This is a genomic window from Methylobacterium sp. FF17, assembly GCF_025813715.1.
Classification (GTDB): Bacteria; Pseudomonadota; Alphaproteobacteria; order Rhizobiales; family Beijerinckiaceae; genus Methylobacterium; species Methylobacterium flocculans.
Genome location: NZ_CP107532.1, coordinates 139,035 through 161,385 on the forward strand (window position 1 = coordinate 139,035; position 22,351 = coordinate 161,385).

The window sequence follows — 22,351 nt, forward strand, 5'->3', positions numbered from 1 at the left end:
CACGCTCACCGACGATGTTCGCTTCCGTGGATCTCCGCCCCAAAAGCAGATGGGGTGGATGGCTCCCGCTCCAACTGACGGCATCGCGGTGCCAAGATGTGGTTGCTGTCGAAGCAGCAGCGACGCAGATGTAGGAGCCATCCCCATGGAGATCACCACCGTCGGCATCGATCTGGCCAAGAGCATCTTCCAGGTTCACGCCATCGACGCAGCTGGGCAGGTCGTCGTTCGCAAGGCGCTGAGGCGGGCGCAGGTCGTGCCGTTCTTCGCCAAGCTGCCGCGCTGCCTGGTTGGCATGGAGGCGTGCGGAACGTCCCACCACTGGGCCCGGGAACTGATGAGGCTCGGCCACGACGTGCGGCTGATGCCGCCGGCTTACGTGAAGCCATACGTCAAGCGCGGCAAAACCGATGCGAACGATGCCGCCGCCATCTGCGAGGCGGTGACGCGCCCCAGCATGCGGTTCGTGCCGGTGAAGTCGACTGAGCAGCAGGCGGCGCTGGCGCTGCACCGGACGCGCGACCTGCTGGTCAAGCAACGCACCCAGTTGGTGAACATGATCCGCGGCCTGCTCGCCGAGTTCGGGATCGAGATGGCGCGGGGCCTGCGCCATGCGCTCGAACTGGCGGCCAGGCTCTCAGCCGGAGACGCGGCCGAGGTGCCGCCGTTAGCCCATCGTGTGGTAACCGGGCTGGCCGATCAGATCGGCGCCGTGCAGATCCAGCTCACCCGGCTGGAGAAGGAGTTGCTGGCCTGGCATCGGGACAACGACCTGTCGCAGCGCCTAGCGACGATCCCCGGGATCGGCATCGTCTCGGCGACAGCGCTGGCCGCCTCGGTGAGCGAGCCCGAGCGCTTCCGCTCCGGTCGGCAGTTCGCGGCCTCGTTGGGCCTGACACCGCTGCAGAACTGCAGCGGCGGCAAGGAGCGCCTGGGCCGGATCTCGCGCATGGGCGACCGTTATCTGCGACGCCTGCTCGTGGTCGGCATGACCTCTCTGATCCGGCGTGCGAAGGCGACGCCGACGTCGGTCGACCCACGGCTGCCGGCGCTGCTCCAGCGCAAGCCAGTGCGTGTCGTGACCGTGGCAGCGGCCAATCGCACGGCGCGGGTCGCCTGGGCGATCATGACCCGCGGCGGCACCTACCGCGCACCCGCGGCCACGGCCGCCTGACCGGAGGAAGCGGAGCACTTTTCCAGGTTGCGAGGACGATGAGAGTTGATGGCGAACCGGTCAGACCGGGAGCCGGGACACCCCGCCGCCAGTCCAGGGCATCATAGCCCGCAAAGCAGAGTGGGACCCAGCTCGCGGATACCATCAGGGCCAGCGGTCAACATGAACGACTGCATCAACAGGCCGGACACAAGACTGCACCCGACCAACGCGTCAGAACCTCAATTCGTCACTTGCAATGCGGGAGCCATCCACACAGGACAGGCAGAAATCCACCCGGTGCAGAAAGGCTGGGTCGGCCCAAGAACGTCTATATCCAAGACAGTCAAATGCCGGTTTGACAACGACATTGGACGCGCTGCGGTTGTAAAGTCTGAATGGCCCCCTCAACGTTGCCGCCGAGGAGGCCGGCTTTCAGATTTCGGTCGCTTCTGCCAGAGCGAGCGCGTCTTCAACGTCCACGCCGAGGTATCGTACCGTGCTCTCGATTTTTGTATGCCCGAGCAGAATTTGCACAGCGCGTAAGTTGCCGGTTCGCTTGTAGATCAATGACGCCTTTGTTCGACGTAGAGAATGAGTACCGTAGTCCTCACGCCGTAGTCCTATGCCCGTCACCCATTCATCTACCAGACGGGCGTACTGCCGGGTGCTTATGTGCGCCTCATGGTTGATCCGGCTGGGAAAGGCGTAATCGTCAAGCCCGCCACCTCGGCACCCCAACCAAGTCAAAATGCTGGTACGTGCTGGTTCAAGCAGTTCGAACTGTACAGGCCGTCCGGTCTTTCGCTGAACGACGATGACGCGTGGACGGACGTGCCCACCGCTGACAAGCTCACCGATCTTCAATTTGACGATGTCACAACCGCGCAGCTTGCTGTCGATAGCAAGGTCGAACATGGCGCGGTCGCGTACACGTCGCTGCCCGTCAAGCCAGAAACGGATGGCCCAAACCTGCTGTGGTTTGAGAGCGCGTTTGGCACCGAGCTTCTGTCCTGCGTTCCACGGTCGACAGTTTTTGAAGGCTGGGTCGTGCTCTGAATGTCCCATCTCTCATCTCCCAACCGGTCCATGCCGGTAGATAGAAAGGGTGCTTCGAAACTAGCCTGCGCATCATCGGTTCGACGTTCGGTATGTGAGCCACAGAGCTGCCAAGCTTAAATTGCAGCCATGCTGCGTCCGATCCAACCCCGTCATAGCGAGGGATCTGGCCGTTGCCCGACAGCAGAACTTTGCCGCGCAGTTCAAATTACTTCGACGGGACGCATCGTAGATGTCTCGCGCACTCGTACAGAACCCAGGCATGCTAAATTCTCAGGCCATCCCGGGTAGCTACTAGGCCCATCGGATATGGCCTCGTTCCTGGCACGGCGACCTCCACGTCTACGGATATTTTCAAGGCAGCATTCTGCCCCCCTCAAACACTACTCGACGTCGGCGTCGATTGCGGGGAGTGGCGTCCTGTGACGTTGGGGGAAATCATGTTGAGGATGGCGGACGCCCCTTCACCCAACCCCGGTGCGGTGATGCCCGCAAGCCGGCGGCGGTATAATAGGGTCCGGAACCATGACACCGCAACGATTGGCCGGGCCTGTTTCAGGGCGGCGCCGTATCCTCGGCCTGCTCGGCTTCCACCAGGGAGAACACCACGGTCTCAAGCGCTACCGACTTCGAAAACGCGTTTCGCGACACGCGCCGTCCGATCGCTTGGCACATGAGGTGGATCTCGGGGCCCCTACCCGCCTCCGACGGGTAGAGGCGGCCCGTCCAACTCTTGATCCCATGCGGCACCACCGAGGCCGTCACGAACCCGATGAGGTCTCCCTCCGCCGTGCCGACCAGGATGCGGCCACGATGCGGCATCGGCATCTCGGTGGGGCCGGCTTCATACGTGCCGGACACCGCCTCCCCGAATTGCCAGAGTCGGATTTCGGCACCGGTCGCGCTGCGCCACGTCCCCTCAAACATTGAAACGTCCACACCTGCTCGCTCGGCCGGCTCCGGTCGGCGGCGCGCGATATCTATGCATGGCTATATCGCCATAGCCAACGCCTCCGACGATCGCGAAAAGTCCCGTCCCGATACGAGACCTCCCTCAGTCATGGGCTCGGGCGAGGTCACAGAACACAAAGTCGATGGGCTCGGCCACATCGTGCATCAGCCTGGGTACCGCCTCAGCATCGTCCAGGTCCACCACCGGAACGCTGGCACGCTCTGAGGGGACGTCACTGGCCACGCCGACGATCAGCGAATCGCCTCGATAGAGGGCTGCCCGTTCGCATTGCGAAAGACCTGGATTTTCGGGATGGCCCTGCGCTTGAAGCCTCCGACCCCGACGAGGTTGCAAGGGCTCACCAGCCGGAGCAACTCAGCGAGGGTCGCCTCCGGCTCGTTGTCCAGCTCGTGGGCTTGGGCCCAGCGACGACCCGAGGAGACCAACACACCGCTCGCGCCGGCCCTGGGGTGCTTGTAGGAGTCCTTCCCCGGACGGTCGGTGTCGAAGTCGTGGTGGGCGGCTTAAGGTTCGCCACCTTCAGGCTACGTCCGACAAGAAAAGGGATGTCCCGCACCCGTAAGGTCCTCTTCCCGGCACCGCTCCATCCGGCAAGCCCTATCACCCGCATCCCGAATATCGCCTGCTACCCTGCTCCCGAACGCCGACACCGTGGCGCTCCAACTTCGTTGGCAAGCCGGAGCCATGCTTCCAAGGCTCGCCCCCCGCGTCACGCCGGCAGTTTCAAACGATTGCAAATAAGATATACCACCTGAACTATATCGCGTATCGACGGTCAGCCTTAGGCTAAACGCCAGGCCACCGACAGAACGGGCACGCCATGCACCGCCTCACCGCTCCTTCGCGAGCCCGACCATGACCGGACATCCCACCTTCGCTGCGACCGGCCGGGCGGATGCGGTCACGCAAGCCTACGTCGATCAGGCGAAGCCGCCGCTCACGCAGGAGCTCGTCGAGCGGGTCCGCAAAGCGTTGGCTGAGACGCTCGATCCCCCGGACGGGACCGGGTCGGAAGGAGACCTGCCTGGTCGTCTCAACGCCGCCCTGGACGCCTTCGAGGCGGAACTCCGGTCCATCGTCGGGCCGCGGGTCGCGTCGTTGGATACGGCCACCGGTGCCGTGACGATGGAACACCGCTCTGAAGCCGGCCAGCCGCTCCGGGCATTCGGCGGCCAATAGACCGAGCCCTGCCCGCACCCATCACCCGCACGAACACACGGAACCGGATCGCCCATGAGTGAGGCCGCAGGGACAGTCAGGAATTTCTCCCACCCCGGCAAGGGCCGCAACAAGGCCCGCCCGGTGCCGAAGGGCCGCCAGGTCGAGCCGCGCGCCAAGGTCGAGATCGAGGAACTTCTCGGAACGCGCCCCCGCCAACGCGATCTGCTGATCGAGCATCTCCACTTGATCCAGGACACCTACGGGCAGATCGGGGCGGACCACCTTGCGGCGCTGGCCGACGAGATGGGCCTCGCCTTCGCCGAGGTGTTCGAGACGGCGACGTTCTACGCCCACTTCGACGTGGTGAAGGAGGGCGACGCCGACATCCCGCGCCTGACCGTCCGCGTCTGCGACAGCATCACCTGCGCGATGTTCGGGGCCGACGAATTGCTTACGACGCTCCAGTGCGAGCTGGCATCGGACCAGGTCCGCGTCGTGCGCGCCCCGTGTGTCGGGTTGTGCGACCACGCGCCCGCCGTCGAGGTCGGGCACAATTTCCTGCGCAAGGCCGATCTGGCATCCGTGCGGGCCGCGGTGGAAGCCGGCGACACCCATGCCCACCTGCCCGACTACATCGATTACGACGCTTACCGGGCGACTGGTGGATACGCGACGCTCGACCGTCTTCGCAGCGGTGAACTCTCCGTCGACGACGTCTTCCAGGTGCTCGACGATGGCGGCTTGCGCGGCCTCGGCGGCGCCGGCTTCCCGACCGGACGCAAGTGGAGGTCGGTACGCGGCGAGCCTGGCCCGCGGCTGATGGCGGTCAACGGCGACGAAGGCGAGCCCGGCACGTTCAAGGACCAGCTTTACCTCAACACCGATCCGCACCGCTTCCTCGAAGGCATGCTGATCGGCGCCCATGTGGTCGAGGCGCCGGACGTCTACATCTACCTACGCGACGAGTACCCGATCTCGCGCGAGATCCTGACCCGTGAAATCGCACGGATTCCTGCCGGAGGACCAAGCATCCATCTCCGCCGCGGGGCCGGGGCCTACATCTGCGGCGAGGAATCCTCGCTGATCGAGTCGCTCGAAGGCAAGCGCGGGCTCCCGCGGCACAAGCCGCCGTTCCCGTTCCAAGTTGGCCTGTTCAATCGCCCGACCCTCATCAACAACATCGAGACGCTTTTTTGGGTTCGCGACCTTATCGGGCGCGGCGCCGGCTGGTGGAAGGGTCACGGCCGCAACGACCGCGTTGGCCTGCGCTCCTATTCGGTGTCGGGGCGCGTGAGGCAGCCCGGCGTGAAGCTGGCGCCCGCCGGCCTCACCATCCAGGAACTCATCGATGAGCACTGCGGCGGCATGCTGGAGGGGCACGCCTTCGCGGCATACCTGCCAGGTGGCGCGTCCGGTGGCATCCTGCCAGCGTCGATGAACGACATCCCGCTCGATTTCGGCACCCTCGAAAAATATGGGTGCTTCATCGGTTCGGCGGCCGTCGTGGTGATGTCTGACCGGGACGACGTGCGCGGGGCCGCTCTGAACCTAATGCGGTTCTTTGAAGACGAGAGCTGCGGGCAGTGTACGCCCTGCCGCTCTGGCACCCAGAAGGCCCGCATCCTAATGGAGGACCGTGTCTGGGACACCGAGCTTTTGGGGGAGCTTGCTCAATGCATGCGCGACTCCTCGATCTGTGGGTTGGGCCAGGCGGCCTCGAACCCCCTGAGCAGCGTCATCCGGTTCTTCCCCGACCTCTTCCCGGCCTCCCGGGCGCTGGCTGCCGAATGACTGTCGAGATCACCCTTTCCACGCCTAAGCCCGGAGCGGACGCATGAGCAATGCCCCCGAAACGTACGGCGAAAAGTCCGCAAGCCCCGAGGTCCGAGCCGACGCTGCGCAGGATGCCGGCGGCCAGGCGCAGGGCTCGAAGCCGGAAGCGGGCGGCGCCTACTCGCAGGGGGCGAAGTCCGGGGGGCAGGCCGCCCCCGAGCCGTCCGGGACGTTCGGCTTAAGGGACGGCCCGGTCGCCCCGCCGTCGATCGCGTTCGAGTTCGACGGCCGGCAGGTCGAAGCCCGGCCGGGCGAGACGATCTGGGCGGTGGCCAAGCGTATCGGGACGCACATCCCGCACCTCTGTCACAAGCCCGATCCCGGCTATCGCCCGGACGGCAACTGCCGTGCCTGCATGGTCGAGATCGAGGGCGAGCGCGTGCTAGCTGCCTCGTGCAAGCGGACCCCTGCCATCGGCATGAAGGTGAAGTCGGCATCCGAGCGGGCCACCAAGGCGCGAGCGATGGTGCTCGAACTGCTGGTCGCCGACCAGCCCGAGCGCGAGACCTCACATGACCCAACCTCACACTTCTGGGTTCAGGCCGACTTTCTAGACGTTACCGAAAGCCGCTTCCCGGCGGCCGAGCGATGGACCGGGGACTTCAGCCACCCGGCGATGAGCGTCAACCTCGACGCCTGCATCCAGTGCAATCTCTGCGTCCGGGCCTGCCGCGAGGTCCAGGTCAACGACGTCATCGGCATGGCCTACCGCTCCGCCGAGGCCAAAATTGTGTTCGACTTCGACGACCCGATGGGCGGCTCGACCTGCGTCGCCTGTGGCGAATGCGTTCAGGCCTGCCCGACCGGGGCGCTGATGCCGTCCGCTTACCTCGACGCCGAGCACAAGACCCGCACGGTCTATCCCGACCGCGAGGTGACGTCGCTGTGCCCGTATTGCGGCGTCGGCTGCCAGGTCTCCTACAAGGTCAAGAACGAGCGGATCGTCTACGCTGAAGGCGTGGACGGGCCTGCGAACCACAACCGGCTCTGCGTGAAGGGTCGCTTCGGATTCGATTACATCCACCACCCCCATCGCCTGACGGCGCCGTTGATCCGGCTCGACAACGTCCCGAAGGACGCCAACGACCAGGTCGATCCCGCCAACCCGTGGACCCACTTCCGCGAGGCGACCTGGGAAGAGGCCCTCGACCGCGCCGCAGGCGGCCTGACGACCGTCCGCGACACCCACGGGCGCAGGTCCCTCGCCGGCTTCGGCTCGGCCAAGGGCTCGAACGAGGAGGCTTACCTCTTCCAGAAGCTCGTCCGGCTCGGCTTCGGCTCCAATAACGTCGACCACTGCACGCGCCTGTGCCACGCGTCCTCGGTCGCCGCACTGATGGAAGGCCTGAATTCCGGCGCCGTCACGGCGCCGTTCTCGGCGGCGCTCGACGCCGAGGTCATCATCGTGATCGGTGCCAACCCGACCGTGAACCATCCGGTCGCGGCGACCTTCCTCAAGAATGCCGTGAAGCAGCACGGTGCCAAGCTGATCGTCATGGACCCTCGGCGGCAGGTCCTGTCTCGGCATGCCTTCAAGCACCTCGCCTTCAAGCCGGGCTCGGACGTCGCGATGCTGAACGCGATGCTCAACGTCATTGTCACGGAGCGGCTCTACGACGAGCAGTACATCGCCGGCTACACCGAGAACTTCGAGGCGCTGAAAGAGAAGATTGTCGACTTCACGCCGGAGAGGATGGCCCCGGTCTGCGGTATCGACGCTGAGACCCTGCGCGAGGTCGCCCGGCTCTACGCCCGGGCCAAGTCCTCGATCATCTTCTGGGGCATGGGCGTCAGCCAGCACGTTCACGGCACCGACAACGCGCGGTGCCTCATCGCGCTCGCCCTCATCACCGGTCAGATCGGGCGCCCGGGTACGGGGCTGCACCCGCTTCGGGGCCAGAATAACGTCCAGGGCGCGTCCGATGCAGGCCTGATCCCGATGGTCTATCCTGACTACCAGTCGGTTGAGAAGGAGGCGGTGCGCAAGCTCTTCGAGGAGTTCTGGGGCCAGTCCCTCGACCCGAAGAACGGGCTGACGGTCGTCGAGATCATGCGCGCAATCCACGCCGGCGAGATCAAGGGCATGTTCGTCGAAGGCGAGAATCCGGCGATGTCGGACCCGGATCTCAACCACGCCCGACACGCGCTGGCGATGCTGGACCACCTCGTCGTGCAGGACCTGTTCTTGACCGAGACCGCGTTCCACGCCGACGTAGTGCTGCCAGCCTCGGCTTTTGCCGAGAAGGCTGGTACGTTCACCAACACCGACCGTCGGGTGCAGATCGCCCAGCCGGTGGTGTCGCCGCCGGGCGATGCCCGCCAGGATTGGTGGATCATCCAGGAACTCGCCAACCGGATGGGGCTGGTCTGGAACTACCGCGGGCCGGCCGACATCTTCGCCGAGATGGCCCGAGTGATGCCCTCGTTCAACAACATCACCTGGGAGCGCCTGGAACGAGAGGGGGCGGTGACCTACCCGGTCGACGCGCCCGACAAGCCGGGCAACGAGATCATCTTCTACGCCGGCTTCCCGACCGAGAGCGGCCGGGCCAAGATCGTGCCGGCGGCCATCGTCCCGCCTGACGAGGTGCCGGACGCTGAATTCCCGATGGTACTGTCAACCGGCCGGGTGCTGGAGCACTGGCACACTGGCTCGATGACGCGGCGCGCCGGCGTCCTCGATGCGCTCGAACCGGAGGCGGTGGCCTTCCTGGCGCCAAAGGAGCTCTACCGCCTCGGCCTCGAACCGGGTGACACGATGAAACTGGAGACCCGTCGGGGGGCCGTCCACTTAAAGGTGCGATCCGACCGCGACGTGCCGGCTGGCATGATCTTCATGCCGTTCTGCTACGCCGAGGCCGCCGCCAACCTGTTGACCAACCCGGCGCTTGATCCGATGGGCAAGATCCCGGAGTTCAAGTTCTGTGCCGCCCGGGCCTCCGCGGTCAATGTGACTCATATGGCGGCCGAATAGCCGCCGGCAGTCCTATATGGCGGTCGGCTTCATGAGCGTGGCGAGCTGGTCGAACTCGCCCGCGACGGCCTCGTACTCCAGCCGCTCCATGCGGAGGTAACCGTCGAGGAACTCCAATTCCCAGACGTTGCCGTCCGTTCAGTGGGCGGTCTGCGGCGCATCCTCGGCTTGTAGGCCGGCGAGGGGGGCATCAATCGTGCAAACGACACCGCCAGCCGGGTAGGACAGGTCGACATCGCCTCCGAAGTTGCCGGCCAGGCCCCGCCCGATCAAACGCGAGCCGAACCCGGTGCGCGTCGGCGGCACTACGGCGGGACCACCCGCTTCCGACCAACGCAAGGCGCAATGGAGCTCGCCGTCTACGTCGCGAAGCTGCCAGGTGATCGACACCTGTCCGTTCGCCGTCGAGAGCGCCCCGTACTTGGCCGCGTTGGTCGCGAGCTCGTGCAGCATGAGCGACAACGACATCGCCGCCTTGGCCCCGACGGTGAAGGTCGGGCCGTCCAACACGAAACGGCTCGGGTTGTCCTCGTGGGTCTGCAGGGCGCTTCCGATCAGGGTCTTGATGGGTGCCGCACCCATCTCGCCCCCGAGGAGCAGGTCGTGAGACTTGCTAAGCGCGATCAGGCGACCGGCCAAGACTTCCTTGGCGGTGTCCAGGTCGGTGGCCGTGCGCATGGTCTGGGTGGCGATGGACTGGACCATCGCCAGCATGTTCTTCATGCGATGGCTGAGTTCGAGGTTCAGAGTCTTCTGCCGTTCCTCCGCCTCGATCCTCGCCAAGGCCGCGCGCGTCCTGTCCGCGATGTTGTTGGCGAAGCTGATCTCCTCCGGTTTCCAGGCGTATGGGACATCTTTCAGGGCGTAGAGCAGGGCGACGAACCGCCCGTGTTCCATCAAGGGCAGGTTGAGCAGCGAACGCACGTGGATGGCCGCGAGGGCGTCTTCATCCGAGGCGGTCCGAGGGTCCCCGCCCACGTCGTCGATGATCACGGCGTGTCCGCCCTTCAGGGCGTCAATGTACGAGCCGTAGTCCCGGAAGCCGTGCAGGCCGCCGATGCTCGGCAGTCCCGGCGCCGTCCATCCCCGTTCCACGAGGATGGTCTCGCGGTCATGGTCCACCGCGCCGTAGCCGGCATGGGACAGGTACAAGGTCCGACCAAGGATCTCGGCCGCGACCCTTGCGATCTCGGACGGATCGCTAGTGTTGCGCAGCCGGTCGCCGAGTTCGACCAGGGCCGTACGCCTGGCATCGGCGCGCTTGCGGTCGGAGACGTCGATGAACATGGCTGCGAACCGAAGTTCGGTCTCGCGGTACGCCCGGACCTCGAACACGCGTCCGAGTTCGGGCACCTCGATGTCGAAGACCTCCGGCGTGCCGGTCTCAACGACTCGGGCGTAGACCTGGATCACCCAATCCGGGACGCTGGGGATGACCTCGCGCACGGTTCGGCCCACGGTCTCGATTGGCAGGCCGGACTGCGAGGCGAAGGCCGGGTTGATCTCCACGAACCGGCAATCGATTGCCCTACCTTCCGCATCGCGGATGATCTCGCCGCTGAAGAAGCCCTCCTGCATCCCCTCGAACAGCCCGCGCCAGCGCTTCTCGCTGTCCGCGATCAGTTGCTCGGAGGCCCGCTGCCGGGTGATGTCCCGCGAGACCACCAGCAGCCGCTCGGGCCGGCCGTCGGCTCCCCGGATCGGCGTGACCTGCACGTCCCACCACTTCGGGGTTCCCTTCAGCGTGTCGGCTGGGGCCTGGAAGTGGCCGGTGCCGCCGGCCAGCGCTTCCCAGAACGCCGACTTGGCATCGGCCCTGGCCTGCCCGTGCCAGAACCCGGTCCAGTCGCAGCCCCTGACCTGATTGAAATCCTCGGCCTCCATCACTGCGAGGCCGCCCTCGTTCATGAAGGTCAGCTTGGCATCGGGATCGAGTACCTTGATGCAGTCGGCCGAGGAAGCCAGCACGCCTCGCATGAACGCGGCGTCGGCCTGCTCCTTGGCGGCGGCGTCACGCTGTACCGTTCGGTCGCGTAGGATCTTGAGGAAGCCCTCGTGCCGCCCATCCTCGTCGCGCAGCGGCATCATCTCGCCGTTGGCCCAGAACAGGCTACCGTCCTTGCGCAGGTGCCAGCGCTCGTCGGTGCCGCGCCCATGCAGCAGGGCCGAGGCCATCTCCTGCTCGGGGATGCCGGCCGCGACGTCCTCCTCGGTGAAGAAGACATGGGCGGGCTTGCCGCACATGTCGGCCTGGTCCCAGCCGAGGATGAGTTCGGCACCCGGGGACCAGCTCGTCACCATCCCCTTCAGGTCCATCGAGACGATGGCGTAGTCGACCGCGCTCTCCAGGATGGCTTTGTTGCGCCGGTCGCTCTCCTTGCGCAGCCTCAGCGACCGCCTCAGTTCGAGGGTGGTGACGACCTGGTGCGCCAACGTCCGCAACACGAACGCCTGCGCCGGCGTGAGCTTGTTGGGTTTGGTGTCCAAGACGCACAGCGCACCGAGGGCCACACCATCCGGGGTCTTGAGCGGGGCGCCGGCGTAGAACCGGACTTGAGGCCCCTCGGTCACCAGGGGATTGGCCGCCGTTCGTTCGTCCCGGGTCAGGTCCTCGATCTGGAAGACGTCGTCCTGTTGCACGGCATAGGCGCAGATCGACTGCGACAGCGGCGTTTCGCTCTGCCCGAAACCCGTCTCGGCCTTGAACCATTGCCGGTCGCCGTCGAGGAGCGAGATCAGGGACACCGGCATGCCGCAGGCATCGGACGCCACCTTCACGATGTCGTCGAACTCCGACTCCGCAGGCGTGTCGAGAATGGCGTAGCTGGCCATCTCGGCCTGCCTATGCTTCTCGATCCGCTCGTCCCGACCGAACATCAGCCCGCCCATCGTTTCCTTAGTGCCACTCCGGATACGAGGCCGGCTCAAGAGGGGTTTGCCCGCATTCGCCAGAGCCTTCAATGGCATGCCATCTCCCGGCCCGACCGGATCCCCATGGCATGCGGCCGGACCACACCATGCTTCCGGTGGAAAGGCCTTCGGGCACTCAGGCCGTGCCGAACGGTCGCGTGCCGGCAGCCTCGCTGAACGATGTGAAGCGGTCCGGCTCGTCGAGGGGAACGTCGAGGCTGCAGCGTAGTCCCTGCGATGCAAACTCCAGCCGGACCATGCCGCCAAGCTCGCGGCTGACCCCGCCCGTGATCAGGCGTGTGCCGAAGCCGCGCTTGCCCGGCTCTCGCACCGGCGGACCTCCGCTCTCGCACCACTCCATGATGAGGCGCCTGGCGCCGCTCTCGCCGGTGACTACGTCCCAGGAAACATCGACGCGCCCCGCCTCGCTGGACAGTGCGCCGTACTTGGCCGCGTTGGTGGTCAACTCGTGAACGGTCATGCCGAGCGCCAGGACGTAGCGCGGCGGCAGGTCGAGGTCGGCCCCCTCAAGGGCGAAGCGGTGCGCCTGGTCGCCCCGGAAGGGGGCGAGCTCGTTCTCCAGCACCGTCCGCAGCGACGCGCCGCCCCAGTCGTCGCGCGACAGCAGGTCGTGGGTCTTGGACAGGGAAAGGATGCGCCCTTCTAGCCGCTCGCCCTTGTCGTCGTCGCGGCGGGTCTGCCGGGCGAGGGATTGCACGGTGGTCAGGGTGTTGCGAACGCGGTGGTTCAGCTCGTGCAGCATCATCGTCTGGCGTTCCTGTAGGACGTGGCTGCGGGCGACCTCGTCGCGCAACTCGCCCTCGTGCCGCTGCAGCGAGGCGGCCATGGCATCGAACGCCTCTCCGAGCTGCCCGAACTCGCCGCTTCCGGAGATCCCAGTGCGCGCCCCCAACTCGCCGGCACGCCAGGCGCTGGCCGCCGCGAGCAGGCGTCGCACGGGTCGGCGGATGAAGGCACGTCCGGCCAGGAGGGCGGCCATGATAGCCATGGCGGCCCCGAGGCCGATCAGCACGATCCCGCGCCGGGTCGCGGCGTCGATGTCCGCGAAGACGGTGGCAGGCGAGAGGCCCACCGCCACGGTGATGGAATCGAGGGCGTCGGACGAGGCTCCGGCCACCGCCGTGATGCGGGTGTCACCAAGCAAGCCGGTAAGGTCGGCCACGCCCCCACGGTGTTCCTTCAGGGCCGTCCAGAAGGTCGGAGGCAGCGGCTTGCCCGCCCATAGCTCGTGGTCCGGCAGACGGGCCAGGATCGTGCCATTCCGGTCCGCGACCGTGAGCGCCGCGTCGGGCGGCAGCCCGGCGGTGGCCTGCCGGGCCGCGAGGTAGGACAGGTCGATGCTCGTGATCACCATTCCGTCGGGGCGACCGTCTCCGTCGCTGTCACCGATGGCCTGCGCGAACTGGATGGTCGGGCGGTGGGTGACCCGCCCCGTCACGACCTCCCCGACGGCGAACCCGCCGGTGCGCATCGCATCCTTGAAATACGAACGGTCGGCGACCGAGTAGGACCCCGCCGGAGACCCGATTGTGTTGCATCGGATGCGCCCGTCCGCTTCGACCACGCCGAAGAAGAAGGAGCCTGGTACCTGCCCGACGACCGTGGACAGGTACGCGGTGCAGGCCCGTTCGTCCTTGCCTCGGATCTCCGGCAGGCCTGCCAAGATGCCGAGAACTTGCCTTGCCCCGCGTCCGAACTGCCCGAGGTCGGCCGCGACGCTCCGGGCCGCACGCATCGCCTCGTTACGGACGGCCTCGGCGCGGGCGGCGCGCAGCGCGTACTCGTTGTAGCCCTGGACGGCCAATGCCGGGATGAGGGCCAGGACGACCAGGCCCACGATCCGCTTCGTCAATGACATCGAGAGCTTCGTCCTGAGCCTAGGTACCCCCGTCGCGCGTCTCGGGATCTGCCCATTGAAGTAGGCAGGGCTCCCGGGATGGCCATGGCGATCCTGCCGATCCGTGAAGGACGCGGCATCACGTGCGCTCCGCCGGCTCCTTGCGCCCCTCGATCATCGAGCGGATGCGGGCGGCCATAGCCTCTATTGGGAACGGCTTGGTCAGGACCGCCATGCCGGGTGCGAGTTGCCCGTTCCCGAGGATCGCGTTCTCGGCGTAGCCGGTGATGAACAGGACCTTCAGGTCGGGCCGCGACACCTGGGCGGCATCGGCCATCTGCCGACCGTTCATCCCGCCGGGCAGGCCGACGTCGGTCACCAGCAGGTCGATGCGCACGTTGGACTGCAGCAGCTTGAGCCCCGCCGCGCTGTCGCCCGCCTCGATGGCGGTGTAGCCGAGCTCCTCCAGGATGTCGGTCACGAGCATCCGCACGGTGGGCTCGTCATCGACCACCAGGACGGTTTCGCCCTGCTCCGAGCGGGGCAGCGGGTCGATCCCAGCCGAGCTTTCCTCGTCCTCGACCTCGCCGTAGTGGCGGGGCAGGTAGATGCAAACGGTCGTTCCCTGGCCCACTTCGGAGTAGATCCGCACCTGTCCGCCAGACTGCTGCGCAAACCCGTAGATCATCGACAGCCCGAGCCCCGTGCCCTCGCCGATGGGCTTGGTGGTGAAGAACGGCTCGAACACCCGTGCGATCACCTCCGGCGACATGCCGGTGCCGGTGTCGGTGACGGAGAGCGACAGGTACTGCCCCGCCGGGATGTCGTGCTTCCTGGCGGCCTGCTCGTCGAGCCACTTGTTGGCGGTCTCGACCGTGATGCGCCCGCCGTCCGGCATGGCGTCTCGGGCGTTGATGCACAGGTTCAGCAGCGCGTTCTCAAGCTGCGACGGGTCCACCAAGGTCGGCCAGAGGCCGGACGCCCCCACCACCTCGACGGGAATGCCGGGGCCGACAGTGCGCTGGACCATCTCCTGCATGCCGGCGACGAGCTTGTTCACGTCGGTCGGCTTGGGGTCGAGGGTCTGGCGACGCGAGAAGGCGAGCAGGCGGTGGGTCAGGGCCGCGGCGCGCTTCGAGGCGCCCTGGGCGGCGGCCATGTAGCGTTCGATGTCGGTGAAGCGCCCCTGCTGCATGCGGTTCTGCATCATCTCCAGGGAGCCGCAGATGCCGGCGAGAAGGTTGTTGAAGTCGTGCGCCAGGCCGCCGGTCAACTGGCCGACCGCCTCCATCTTCTGGGATTGCCGCAGCCTCTCCTCGGTCTCGACCAGGACGGCCGACCGCTCGGCGACCCGCTGTTCGAGCGTATCGTTCAGGCTCCGCAATGCGGCGAGGGCGCGGTCGCGCTCCGCCTCGACCGTGCGGCGCGTCTCGACGTCGAGGAGGACGCCCGGGAAGCTCTGGGGCGTGCCGTCCGGTGCGTGCTCGACGCGCCCGTTCGCCTCCAGCCAGTAGTATTTTCCGTCTGTGCGCCGGACCCGGTACTGGTGGGCGTAGGCGCCGCCCCGGGCGATGACCTCGTCGATGGCCTCGGCGAGGCCCGCCTGGTCGTCGGGGTGGACGGTTGCCACGATCTGCGCCAGCGGGATGCCGTCCCTGCCGAGCGCCGGGTCGAGACCGAAGGCCTCGGCGAACGCCTCGTCCACCGTGAAGCGGTCCGTCGTGAGGTCCCAGTTCCAGGTTCCGATGATGGCGCCCGCCGCGAGCGCGAGTTGGACCCGCTGGACGTTCTGCCGGGCGAGGGCCTCGCTGGCGCGCAGGCGTTCCTCGGCCGTACGACGCTCGGTGACGTCGTTGAAGATGATCGCGATCTGCCGGTCGACTGCGTCCCCGACCGGGACGGCCCGGACGTCGAACCAGCGTCCGAACGCCTTGGCGTAGCTCTCGAAGTTCTCGGGCTCCCGGGTCCTGGCGACGCGGCCGTAGGTCTCGAACCAGAAGCGCTCCAGGTCGGGGGCGAACTCGGTGACCCACTTGCCGCGCAGGTTGACCCCGGCCTCGCGCTCGAAGGCGGGATTGGCCTCCACGAACAGGTAGTCCACCGGCACGTCGTCGGCATCGAACTTGACCTGCACGATGGCGAAGGCGGCCTGCACGGTGTCGATGATCGTCCGGAAGCGCTCCTCGCCCTTCCGCAGCGCGTCCTCGACCCGTCGCCGCTCGGTCTCGTCCCGGGCGATCTTCAGAAAGCCTAGCTCCCTTCCGTCCGCGTCGCGCAGCACCCGCAACGACCCGTTGAGGAAGACCCTGCCGCCGTCCTTGCGAGCGTGCCAGCGGACGTCCGGCGACTGGCCGTCCAGGCGCGCGCGGGCCATTTCCTTGGCCGGTTGGCCCGCCTGGATATCCTTCGGCGTGAACAGCATGTCGGCGCTCCGCCCCATGATCTCCCCGGCGTCGTAGCCGAAGATCTCTGCGGCGCCGGCCGACCAGCTCGTGACGGCCCGCTCGCCGTCGAGGGTCAGAATGGCATAGTCGGTGGCGGCCTCGACGATGAGGCTCAGGCGCTGCTCGCGCTCGCGCAGTTCCTCGGTCGCCGCATGCATTTCGGTGACGTCGTTGCCCTCGACGAAGATGCCGGTGACGTCACCGGACCCGTCGCGGATCGGCTGGTAGATGAAGTCGATGATCCGGCGCTCGCTCGACCCCCCGGGCGTACGCTCCAGCCAGATCTCGACGCCGCGTCCGATGAACGGCTCCCCGGTCGTGTAGACCCGGTCGAGCAGGTCGAAGAACGGCTGGCCGTCGATGTCCTTGAGGGCCTCCCGAACGGTGAGGCCGATCACGTCGCGGTCGCCGATCAGGCGCCGGTAGGCGTCGTTGGTCAGCTCGAAGCGATGGCTCGGCTCGCGCACCACCGCCATGAAGCTCGGGGCCTGCTCGAACATCTCGCGCAGGCGGTCCCCCTCGGCCCTGAGGGATACGTTGATCCCTCGCAAGCTGCCTTCCAGCGCCTTGCGCTTCGTGGTCTCGGTCAGGATCGAGATGACCCCGCCGATACCGTTCGATGCGGTGTCATCGTCGATGGGGCTGAAGCCATAGGTCCAGTAGGCGTCCTCAAGCCGACCCTGGCGCAGGATTGGCACGTGCTGGTCCTCGTACCAGGTGTGGCCACCGCCATTGCGGACCTTGTCGACCTCGGAGCCGATGACGGGCCAGATCTCGCCCCAACTCTCGGCAGCTGGCCGCCCGAGGGCAGAGGGGTGGCGCTCCGGACCGGCCGAGGGCACGAATCCGTCGTTGTAGAAAAAGGTCGCTTCCGGGCCCCAGAAGATCTGCATGGGGTGGTGGTTGTTCAGCAGCAGCCGAACCGCGGTCCGCAGGCCTGCGGGCCAACCCTCCGGGCTGCCGAGCGAGGTCGTGGTCCAGTCGAAGGCACGCATCCGCGTCGCCATCTCGCCGGGGCCGGCCAGGAAGGACATCATCGGCCCGTTCCCCGGGCTTCGGGCAGGATGGCATCCGGCCGTGCCTTCGGCGGCGTGCCGGGTTCCGTCGCCTCGACGGCAACGATCTTACCGTCCCTCGCGTAGGTCGCCCCGAGAACGGTCCGAAAGTGCTTTCGCACGCGAGCGTGGCAGTCGCAGGCAGCCGCTTCGGTGCGTCCCCTGTCGAGCATGTGGATGCGGCCATGCCCGAGATGGATCAGGCCCTGGCGTTGGAGCTCGGCGAGTACCGCGGCGATGTGCGAGCGCCCGACCCCCAACATGCTGCCCACGACGACCTGGGTGACCGGCAGGGCATCGGTCCCGAGCCGGTCCTGAAGGCCGAGGAGCCAGCGCAGCACACGCTGCTCAATGGGATGGCCGGCGTTGCAGGCTACCGACTGCAGGACCTGGGCGAGCATGCAGTCGGCGTAGCGCACGAACAGGTCGTTCATCGTCGGCGATGCCTGCTTGGCCTCGCGGAGGCGATCGGCATCCATGCGGAGGGCCGAGCCCTCGACGAGGACGACGCAGCGGGTGAAGGCCGGCAGGTACCCTTGGCTCACCACTCCGCCAATGGCGCCTTCGTGCCCGACCGTCGCGGTCTCGACGGTGCGGTCCCCGCCCAGTCGAACGACGAGGGTCGCCACGGTCTGGTCGAGGGGGAACGTGACGTGCGAGACGTCCTCGTCCACGTCGAACAGCGTGTCCCCGCGAGAATGGTCGCGTCGCACGACATGCGGTTCCAGCAGCGCCGTGTCCGTGGCGCCGAGCGCCGACAGGAGCAGGTTTCCCTCGAAGGGATGTGTTGAATGGCTCGACATGAGGCTCGGTGTTCGAAGCCGGCCCATGCGCGTCCGGAGGACGGCGTATGCCATGCCCATCGGTTGTCCACAATCGGACGATTGCCTTCTTTCGTGAGCGTGATGCTACCCCTGCCTTTGCCCTGCGTTCGACGGCTGGGCACTTGCCTGCTTGAGCCCGAACCGGCCTCGCAGGGACCACGCACTTTGCGGACGGCGTTCCGCTTTATCATCACGGGATTTCGCAGCCACCTTCGAGACGTCCGGCCGGATCTGGTCGGAACACGGGAAGGCACCGCCGCCTTGCCCCGGTGGGGCAAGTCTCATGTGGAAGGGCATCCAGGATGCAGGGCTACGTAACTTCTTTCGGTCTGGGTTTCGTTGCGGGGATGCGCAACATGACGGCCTGCGCTGCCTTGGCTTGGGCCGCCTCCGACGGTCGTACGCGGGGTAACCTCATCCCTGCCGGTCCCGGTGCCCGCATGCTCGCCACAGGGGCGGCAATCGCCGAGATGGCTGGGGACAAGATGCCGTTCGCTCCGGATCGGCGCATCCCGCCGTCCTTCGCGTTACGGATCGCCGTCGGCGCGTTCGGTGGGTGGGCGTTGGCCGGGCAGCGTTCGTCCCCCGAGGTCGGGGCCTTGGCCGGCGTTGCCGGTGCTGTCGCTGGGACGCTCCTCGGACGCGCCGCTCGGGGCCCCGACTCCCGCACGACGCCCGGCCGCGCCAAGGGCCTCGCCGAAGATGCCGCCGCCGTCGGCCTCGCCGTCCTGGTGATCTCCTCAGCCGAACGCCAACACCGGACGACCGATGCGATCTTCCCAACCCGCGGCACCTAGGACCACCGTGCCTTGCGTGGTGGCGCATGCCCCTCATCATGGAGGGCGAACGCTACCGTGTCAGGTCGCCGGGGGGAGACGCTTCGCACGGTTTGAGATGAGCGAGGCGACCCATGGCTGAGGGTCGCCTCTCTTTACTCTAGGTTGATTGCGCACATAACTTCGGTGTCAAAAAGCGGATCTTTGGGTCGGCTATCATCAAGCGGGCGTATCAGAACTGCCGTAGTGCAGGACGACCATGATGTTGGTGATATTAATCGCCGGGTTCGCGCCATGTGTAGTAGCGCCCCTGTATCGGTCGCTAGTTCCTGCAGCGTCGTAGTATTCTCGGCTTTGACGATGAGAGCGGCTGAGCGGAGGGGTAGGCCTCTGTCGATAGGACCTATGTCTGCTTGAAGAAATTAGCCACCGAAAGCAGCCAGACCGCTACCCACCCAACCCGGTCATAGAGCGGACGGTTGGGACCCGACCCTACGTTACCGTTGATCGGCACAATTGCGCATCTGAAAAGTGGTCGTTCATCGATGGATATTGTTACGGTCGGGGTGTCCGTAGGTTCCGTGTCCTGGCTTGATCGAGTGCTTCGTAGCGACGCTCGACCATCGGGTGAGGCAGCCGGTGTTCAGTGATATGAACCGTGCGAAGCCGAGGTTCTGAAAGGGGCTGCGAGGAAACTTGCACCCCATGTCACATCGGACAGCACTGCGTCGTCACTCACGTGAACCAATCATGTGGGGAGAGCTCGATGACCAAAGCCATTCCGGTACTCGCCGGTATCCTCGGCGCGGGACTGGCCGGAAACGGCATCTTCATGCTCACCGCGCCCGAGGCATGGTATTTCGCGGTGCCAGGCGTGACGACGACAGGCCCATTCAATCAGCACTTCCTACGCGATATCGGCCTGATTTTCGTGCTGATCGGGTCGGGGTTCGCGTACGGCGCGTTCCGACCCGGACCGCGCTCGCTGCTCTGGAGCATGGGTGCGATCTGGCTCTCGGGCCATGCGCTCTTCCATTTTTGGGAGGTTGTGGTGGGCATTTGCGCGCCGGAGGTTCTACCCCGCGACTTCCCCGCGGTAACACTTCCTGCGCTTGTTGCTGTCGCCCTCAGCGTCTGGTCGTTCCGCCATGCCGACCATCGATGATCCGACCCGCGTGTTCGAGGAGGAGCGGGCGCGGCTCGTCCGCCTCGCCTACCGCATGCTCGGGTCCCTCGGCGAAGCCGAGGATGTCGTACAGGACGCCTGGCTGCGCTGGCGGCACGTCGACCATCCTGGGGTCGCCTCGCCCGGCGCCTTCCTGTCACGGACGGTGACGCGGCTTTGCCTTGACGTCATGAAGTCCGCTCGGGTCCGTCGTGAGACCTATCTTGGAACCTGGCTGCCCGAGCCCGTTGCCCTGGTTGCGGACGAAGCCCCCGGCGATGACCTCACGTTCACGCTGATGCTCGCCCTGGAGAGGCTCTCGCCACTGGAGCGGGCCGCGTTCCTCCTGCACGACGTCTTTGCGGTCCCGCTTGATGAGATTGCCGAGACGCTTCGGCGAGAGCCCCCGGCGGTCCGTCAACTCGCGGCGAGAGCCAGGAAGCACGTGCAAGCCGCACGTCCCCGCTTCCCCGTCGAGAGGGAAGAGGGCGCGCGCATCGCCAAGGCCTTCTTCGAGGCATCTACGACGGGCGACGTCGCAGCGCTGCGCAGCATGCTCGCCGATGCCGTCGTGGTGCACTCCGACGGAGGCGGAAAGGTGCTCGCTTTCCCGCGGCCGATCATCGGAATCGACAAGGTCACGCGCATGTTCGAGGGGGTCGTGCGCAAGTCGTGGATCCAGCATGCCCGGAAGCTGCGGGACCTCTGGATCGATGGCCTGCCCGGCTACCTCAGCATGGAGCCGGGCGGGATGCTTCAGACCGTCGCCCTGGATATCCAGGGCGGTATGATCGTCGGCATCTACTTTATCCGCAACCCGGACAAGCTCCAGCGAATGGCGCTGTCGTTCGGAGGGGCGGCGGGAGCGCCGACCCCTCACTGAGCCTCAACGGCGGGCGATTGCCAGCTCCCTTCGGCAGGCCGTCGAGAACGCGCAGAGCGGATCGAGGTCGCTGGCGTGGCGGATGTCGGCGAAGGCGGCGAGATCCTTGTTCGGGGCGAAGTAGGTCTCGCCGATGCACTGCATGACTCGCTCGGCTTGCTAGAGCGTCTCCGGCTCTCCGAAGAGCCGAATCTTATTCACGATGGCATAGAGGTTCACCAGCTTGGCCGGGTCGTCGAGTTCGTGCCGGAAGGCATCGCCGAACAAGGTCGACGCCTCCCTGATGAACTCGCCATAGAGCGCTTCCCGCCGCGCCCGGTCCTGCACCAGGAGGGTCGCGCGCTCCTGGCTGTGTTGCGTCAGCCAAGTGGTCGCGAAAGAGGCCATCGCGCCGATGGCCGAACCAGCCAGCGCAGACAGCGCCGGAAAATAGGCTGCATCCATCGGCGGGGGGCCTCAGGCCGTGCGCTTCGGCTGTGCCGCCAGCCAGTCGCCGTAGCGCCGCTGCGAGAGCCACGCGTCACCGGCGGGCGTCAGCCAGGGGCCGCCGAGGACCACCCCGAAATACGGTGCGGTGTCGTCCGCGCGGACGTCGTGCGTCTCGCCGAGGCCCTGAAAATGACGCTTCACCAACTCGACCATCGGCAGCCGCTCGGGCCCGGCGATCTCGACCATGCCGTTTCGCGGTGGCGCCAGCGCGGCCTCGGCGACCTTCGCGGCCACGTCGGCCGACGCGATGGGCTGGATCGACGCGGAGGTCACGCGCGCGACGCCATCGACGAGCGCGGCTCCCGCGATGGCGGCGACGAACTCGAAGAACTGGGTGGCGCGGACGAGCGTCCAGGGCACACCCGCCGAGGCGATCAACTCCTCCTGAGCAAGCTTGGCGCGGAAGTAGCCGCTTTCGAGCAGGAGCTCGGTGCCGACGACCGAGAGCGCGACGTGGTGGGAGACGCCGGCATCCTTCTCGGCGGCGGCGAGGTTCCGTCCGGCGCGGACGAAGAAGTCCATTGCCGCCTCGTCGGCGAACGATGGCGAGTTGGCGACGTCGACCACCACAGTGGCGCCCTTCAACGCTTCCGCGAGGCCTTCGCCCGTGACGGCGTTGACGCCGGTGTTCGGCGAGGCCGCGAGAACCTCGTGGCTGGCGGCTTTCAGGGTGGTGACAACCTGAGAGCCTATCAGCCCCGTGCCGCCGATGACGACGATCTTCATGTGACGCTCCACTTCAAGTCCGGTCCCAGCGGGACGGTCAGAGTGATGACGAGGAGCGCCCCTGTAAT

At 66.6% G+C, this 22,351-nt stretch carries 16 protein-coding genes and 1 pseudogene; 7 read left to right on the forward strand and 10 right to left on the reverse strand.

What is annotated here, in order from left to right:
* The first annotated feature begins 145 nt into the window (after positions 1-145).
* Positions 146-1,174, forward strand: a complete 1,029-nt coding sequence (locus OF380_RS00685) for an IS110 family RNA-guided transposase (protein WP_264047946.1) — start codon at positions 146-148, stop codon at positions 1,172-1,174.
* A 414-nt stretch (positions 1,175-1,588) separates the two neighbouring features.
* Here the strand turns inward: OF380_RS00685 and OF380_RS00690 are convergent, their stop codons facing one another.
* The 3 genes and pseudogenes from OF380_RS00690 to mobB all read right to left on the reverse strand — a co-directional run bounded on the left by OF380_RS00690 (position 1,589) and on the right by mobB (position 3,795).
* The gene (locus OF380_RS00690) at positions 1,589-2,221 is read right to left on the reverse strand and encodes a tyrosine-type recombinase/integrase (RefSeq protein ID WP_264048874.1); all 633 of its coding nucleotides are present in this window, start codon (positions 2,219-2,221) and stop codon (positions 1,589-1,591) included.
* 546 nt (positions 2,222-2,767) lie between these two features.
* Positions 2,768-3,139 (reverse strand): hypothetical protein, encoded by a 372-nt coding sequence (locus tag OF380_RS00695; protein ID WP_264048876.1) that lies wholly within the window; start codon positions 3,137-3,139, stop codon positions 2,768-2,770.
* Between the two features lie 127 nt (positions 3,140-3,266).
* Positions 3,267-3,795, reverse strand: a pseudogene (gene mobB, locus OF380_RS00700) (molybdopterin-guanine dinucleotide biosynthesis protein B).
* 245 nt (positions 3,796-4,040) lie between these two features.
* Between mobB and OF380_RS00705 the strand changes: the two are divergent.
* Genes OF380_RS00705 through fdhF form a run of 3 tightly spaced genes read left to right on the forward strand, consistent with a single transcriptional unit; the run spans position 4,041 to position 9,153 of the window.
* Positions 4,041-4,364, forward strand: coding sequence for a hypothetical protein (locus OF380_RS00705; protein ID WP_264048877.1), 324 nt, complete (start codon positions 4,041-4,043; stop codon positions 4,362-4,364).
* A gap of 54 nt (positions 4,365-4,418) precedes the next feature.
* The gene (locus OF380_RS00710) at positions 4,419-6,137 is read left to right on the forward strand and encodes an NAD(P)H-dependent oxidoreductase subunit E (protein WP_264048878.1); all 1,719 of its coding nucleotides are present in this window, start codon (positions 4,419-4,421) and stop codon (positions 6,135-6,137) included.
* A gap of 43 nt (positions 6,138-6,180) precedes the next feature.
* Positions 6,181-9,153, forward strand: a complete 2,973-nt coding sequence (gene fdhF / locus OF380_RS00715; protein WP_264048879.1) for a formate dehydrogenase subunit alpha — start codon at positions 6,181-6,183, stop codon at positions 9,151-9,153.
* Between the two features lie 138 nt (positions 9,154-9,291).
* Here the strand turns inward: fdhF and OF380_RS00720 are convergent, their stop codons facing one another.
* From OF380_RS00720 to OF380_RS00735, 4 genes are all read right to left on the reverse strand, one after another.
* Positions 9,292-12,030, reverse strand: a complete 2,739-nt coding sequence (locus OF380_RS00720) for a PAS domain-containing protein (RefSeq protein WP_264048880.1) — start codon at positions 12,028-12,030, stop codon at positions 9,292-9,294.
* Between the two features lie 169 nt (positions 12,031-12,199).
* Complete coding sequence (locus OF380_RS00725; RefSeq protein WP_264048881.1) at positions 12,200-13,942, reverse strand: sensor histidine kinase; 1,743 nt, start codon at positions 13,940-13,942, stop codon at positions 12,200-12,202.
* 118 nt (positions 13,943-14,060) lie between these two features.
* Positions 14,061-17,402 (reverse strand): PAS domain-containing hybrid sensor histidine kinase/response regulator, encoded by a 3,342-nt coding sequence (locus OF380_RS00730; protein ID WP_264048882.1) that lies wholly within the window; start codon positions 17,400-17,402, stop codon positions 14,061-14,063.
* Entirely contained in the window at positions 17,399-18,223 is an 825-nt protein-coding gene (locus tag OF380_RS00735) for a Crp/Fnr family transcriptional regulator (RefSeq protein ID WP_264048883.1), read from the reverse strand. The genes OF380_RS00730 and OF380_RS00735 overlap by 4 nt, the downstream gene beginning before the upstream one ends.
* 323 nt (positions 18,224-18,546) lie before the next feature.
* Between OF380_RS00735 and OF380_RS00740 the strand changes: the two genes are divergently transcribed.
* The 3 genes from OF380_RS00740 to OF380_RS00750 all read left to right on the forward strand — a co-directional run bounded on the left by OF380_RS00740 (position 18,547) and on the right by OF380_RS00750 (position 21,068).
* On the forward strand, positions 18,547-19,041 hold the full coding sequence (locus tag OF380_RS00740) for a hypothetical protein (RefSeq protein WP_264048884.1): 495 nt from the start codon (positions 18,547-18,549) through the stop codon (positions 19,039-19,041).
* Between the two features lie 745 nt (positions 19,042-19,786).
* Complete coding sequence (locus OF380_RS00745) at positions 19,787-20,185, forward strand: hypothetical protein (RefSeq protein WP_264048885.1); 399 nt, start codon at positions 19,787-19,789, stop codon at positions 20,183-20,185.
* A complete protein-coding gene (locus OF380_RS00750; RefSeq protein WP_264048886.1) occupies positions 20,169-21,068 on the forward strand; it encodes a sigma-70 family RNA polymerase sigma factor in 900 nt (299 codons plus the stop codon). Before OF380_RS00745 ends, OF380_RS00750 begins: the two co-directional genes overlap by 17 nt.
* A gap of 3 nt (positions 21,069-21,071) precedes the next feature.
* Here the strand turns inward: OF380_RS00750 and OF380_RS00755 are convergent, their stop codons facing one another.
* Genes OF380_RS00755 through OF380_RS00765 form a run of 3 tightly spaced genes read right to left on the reverse strand, consistent with a single transcriptional unit; the run spans position 21,072 to position 22,283 of the window.
* Positions 21,072-21,212 (reverse strand): hypothetical protein, encoded by a 141-nt coding sequence (locus OF380_RS00755; protein ID WP_264048887.1) that lies wholly within the window; start codon positions 21,210-21,212, stop codon positions 21,072-21,074.
* A 15-nt stretch (positions 21,213-21,227) separates the two neighbouring features.
* Positions 21,228-21,512 (reverse strand): hypothetical protein, encoded by a 285-nt coding sequence (locus OF380_RS00760; RefSeq protein WP_264048888.1) that lies wholly within the window; start codon positions 21,510-21,512, stop codon positions 21,228-21,230.
* 12 nt (positions 21,513-21,524) lie between these two features.
* Entirely contained in the window at positions 21,525-22,283 is a 759-nt protein-coding gene (locus OF380_RS00765; RefSeq protein ID WP_264048889.1) for an SDR family oxidoreductase, read from the reverse strand.
* Between the last annotated feature and the right edge of the window lie 68 nt (positions 22,284-22,351).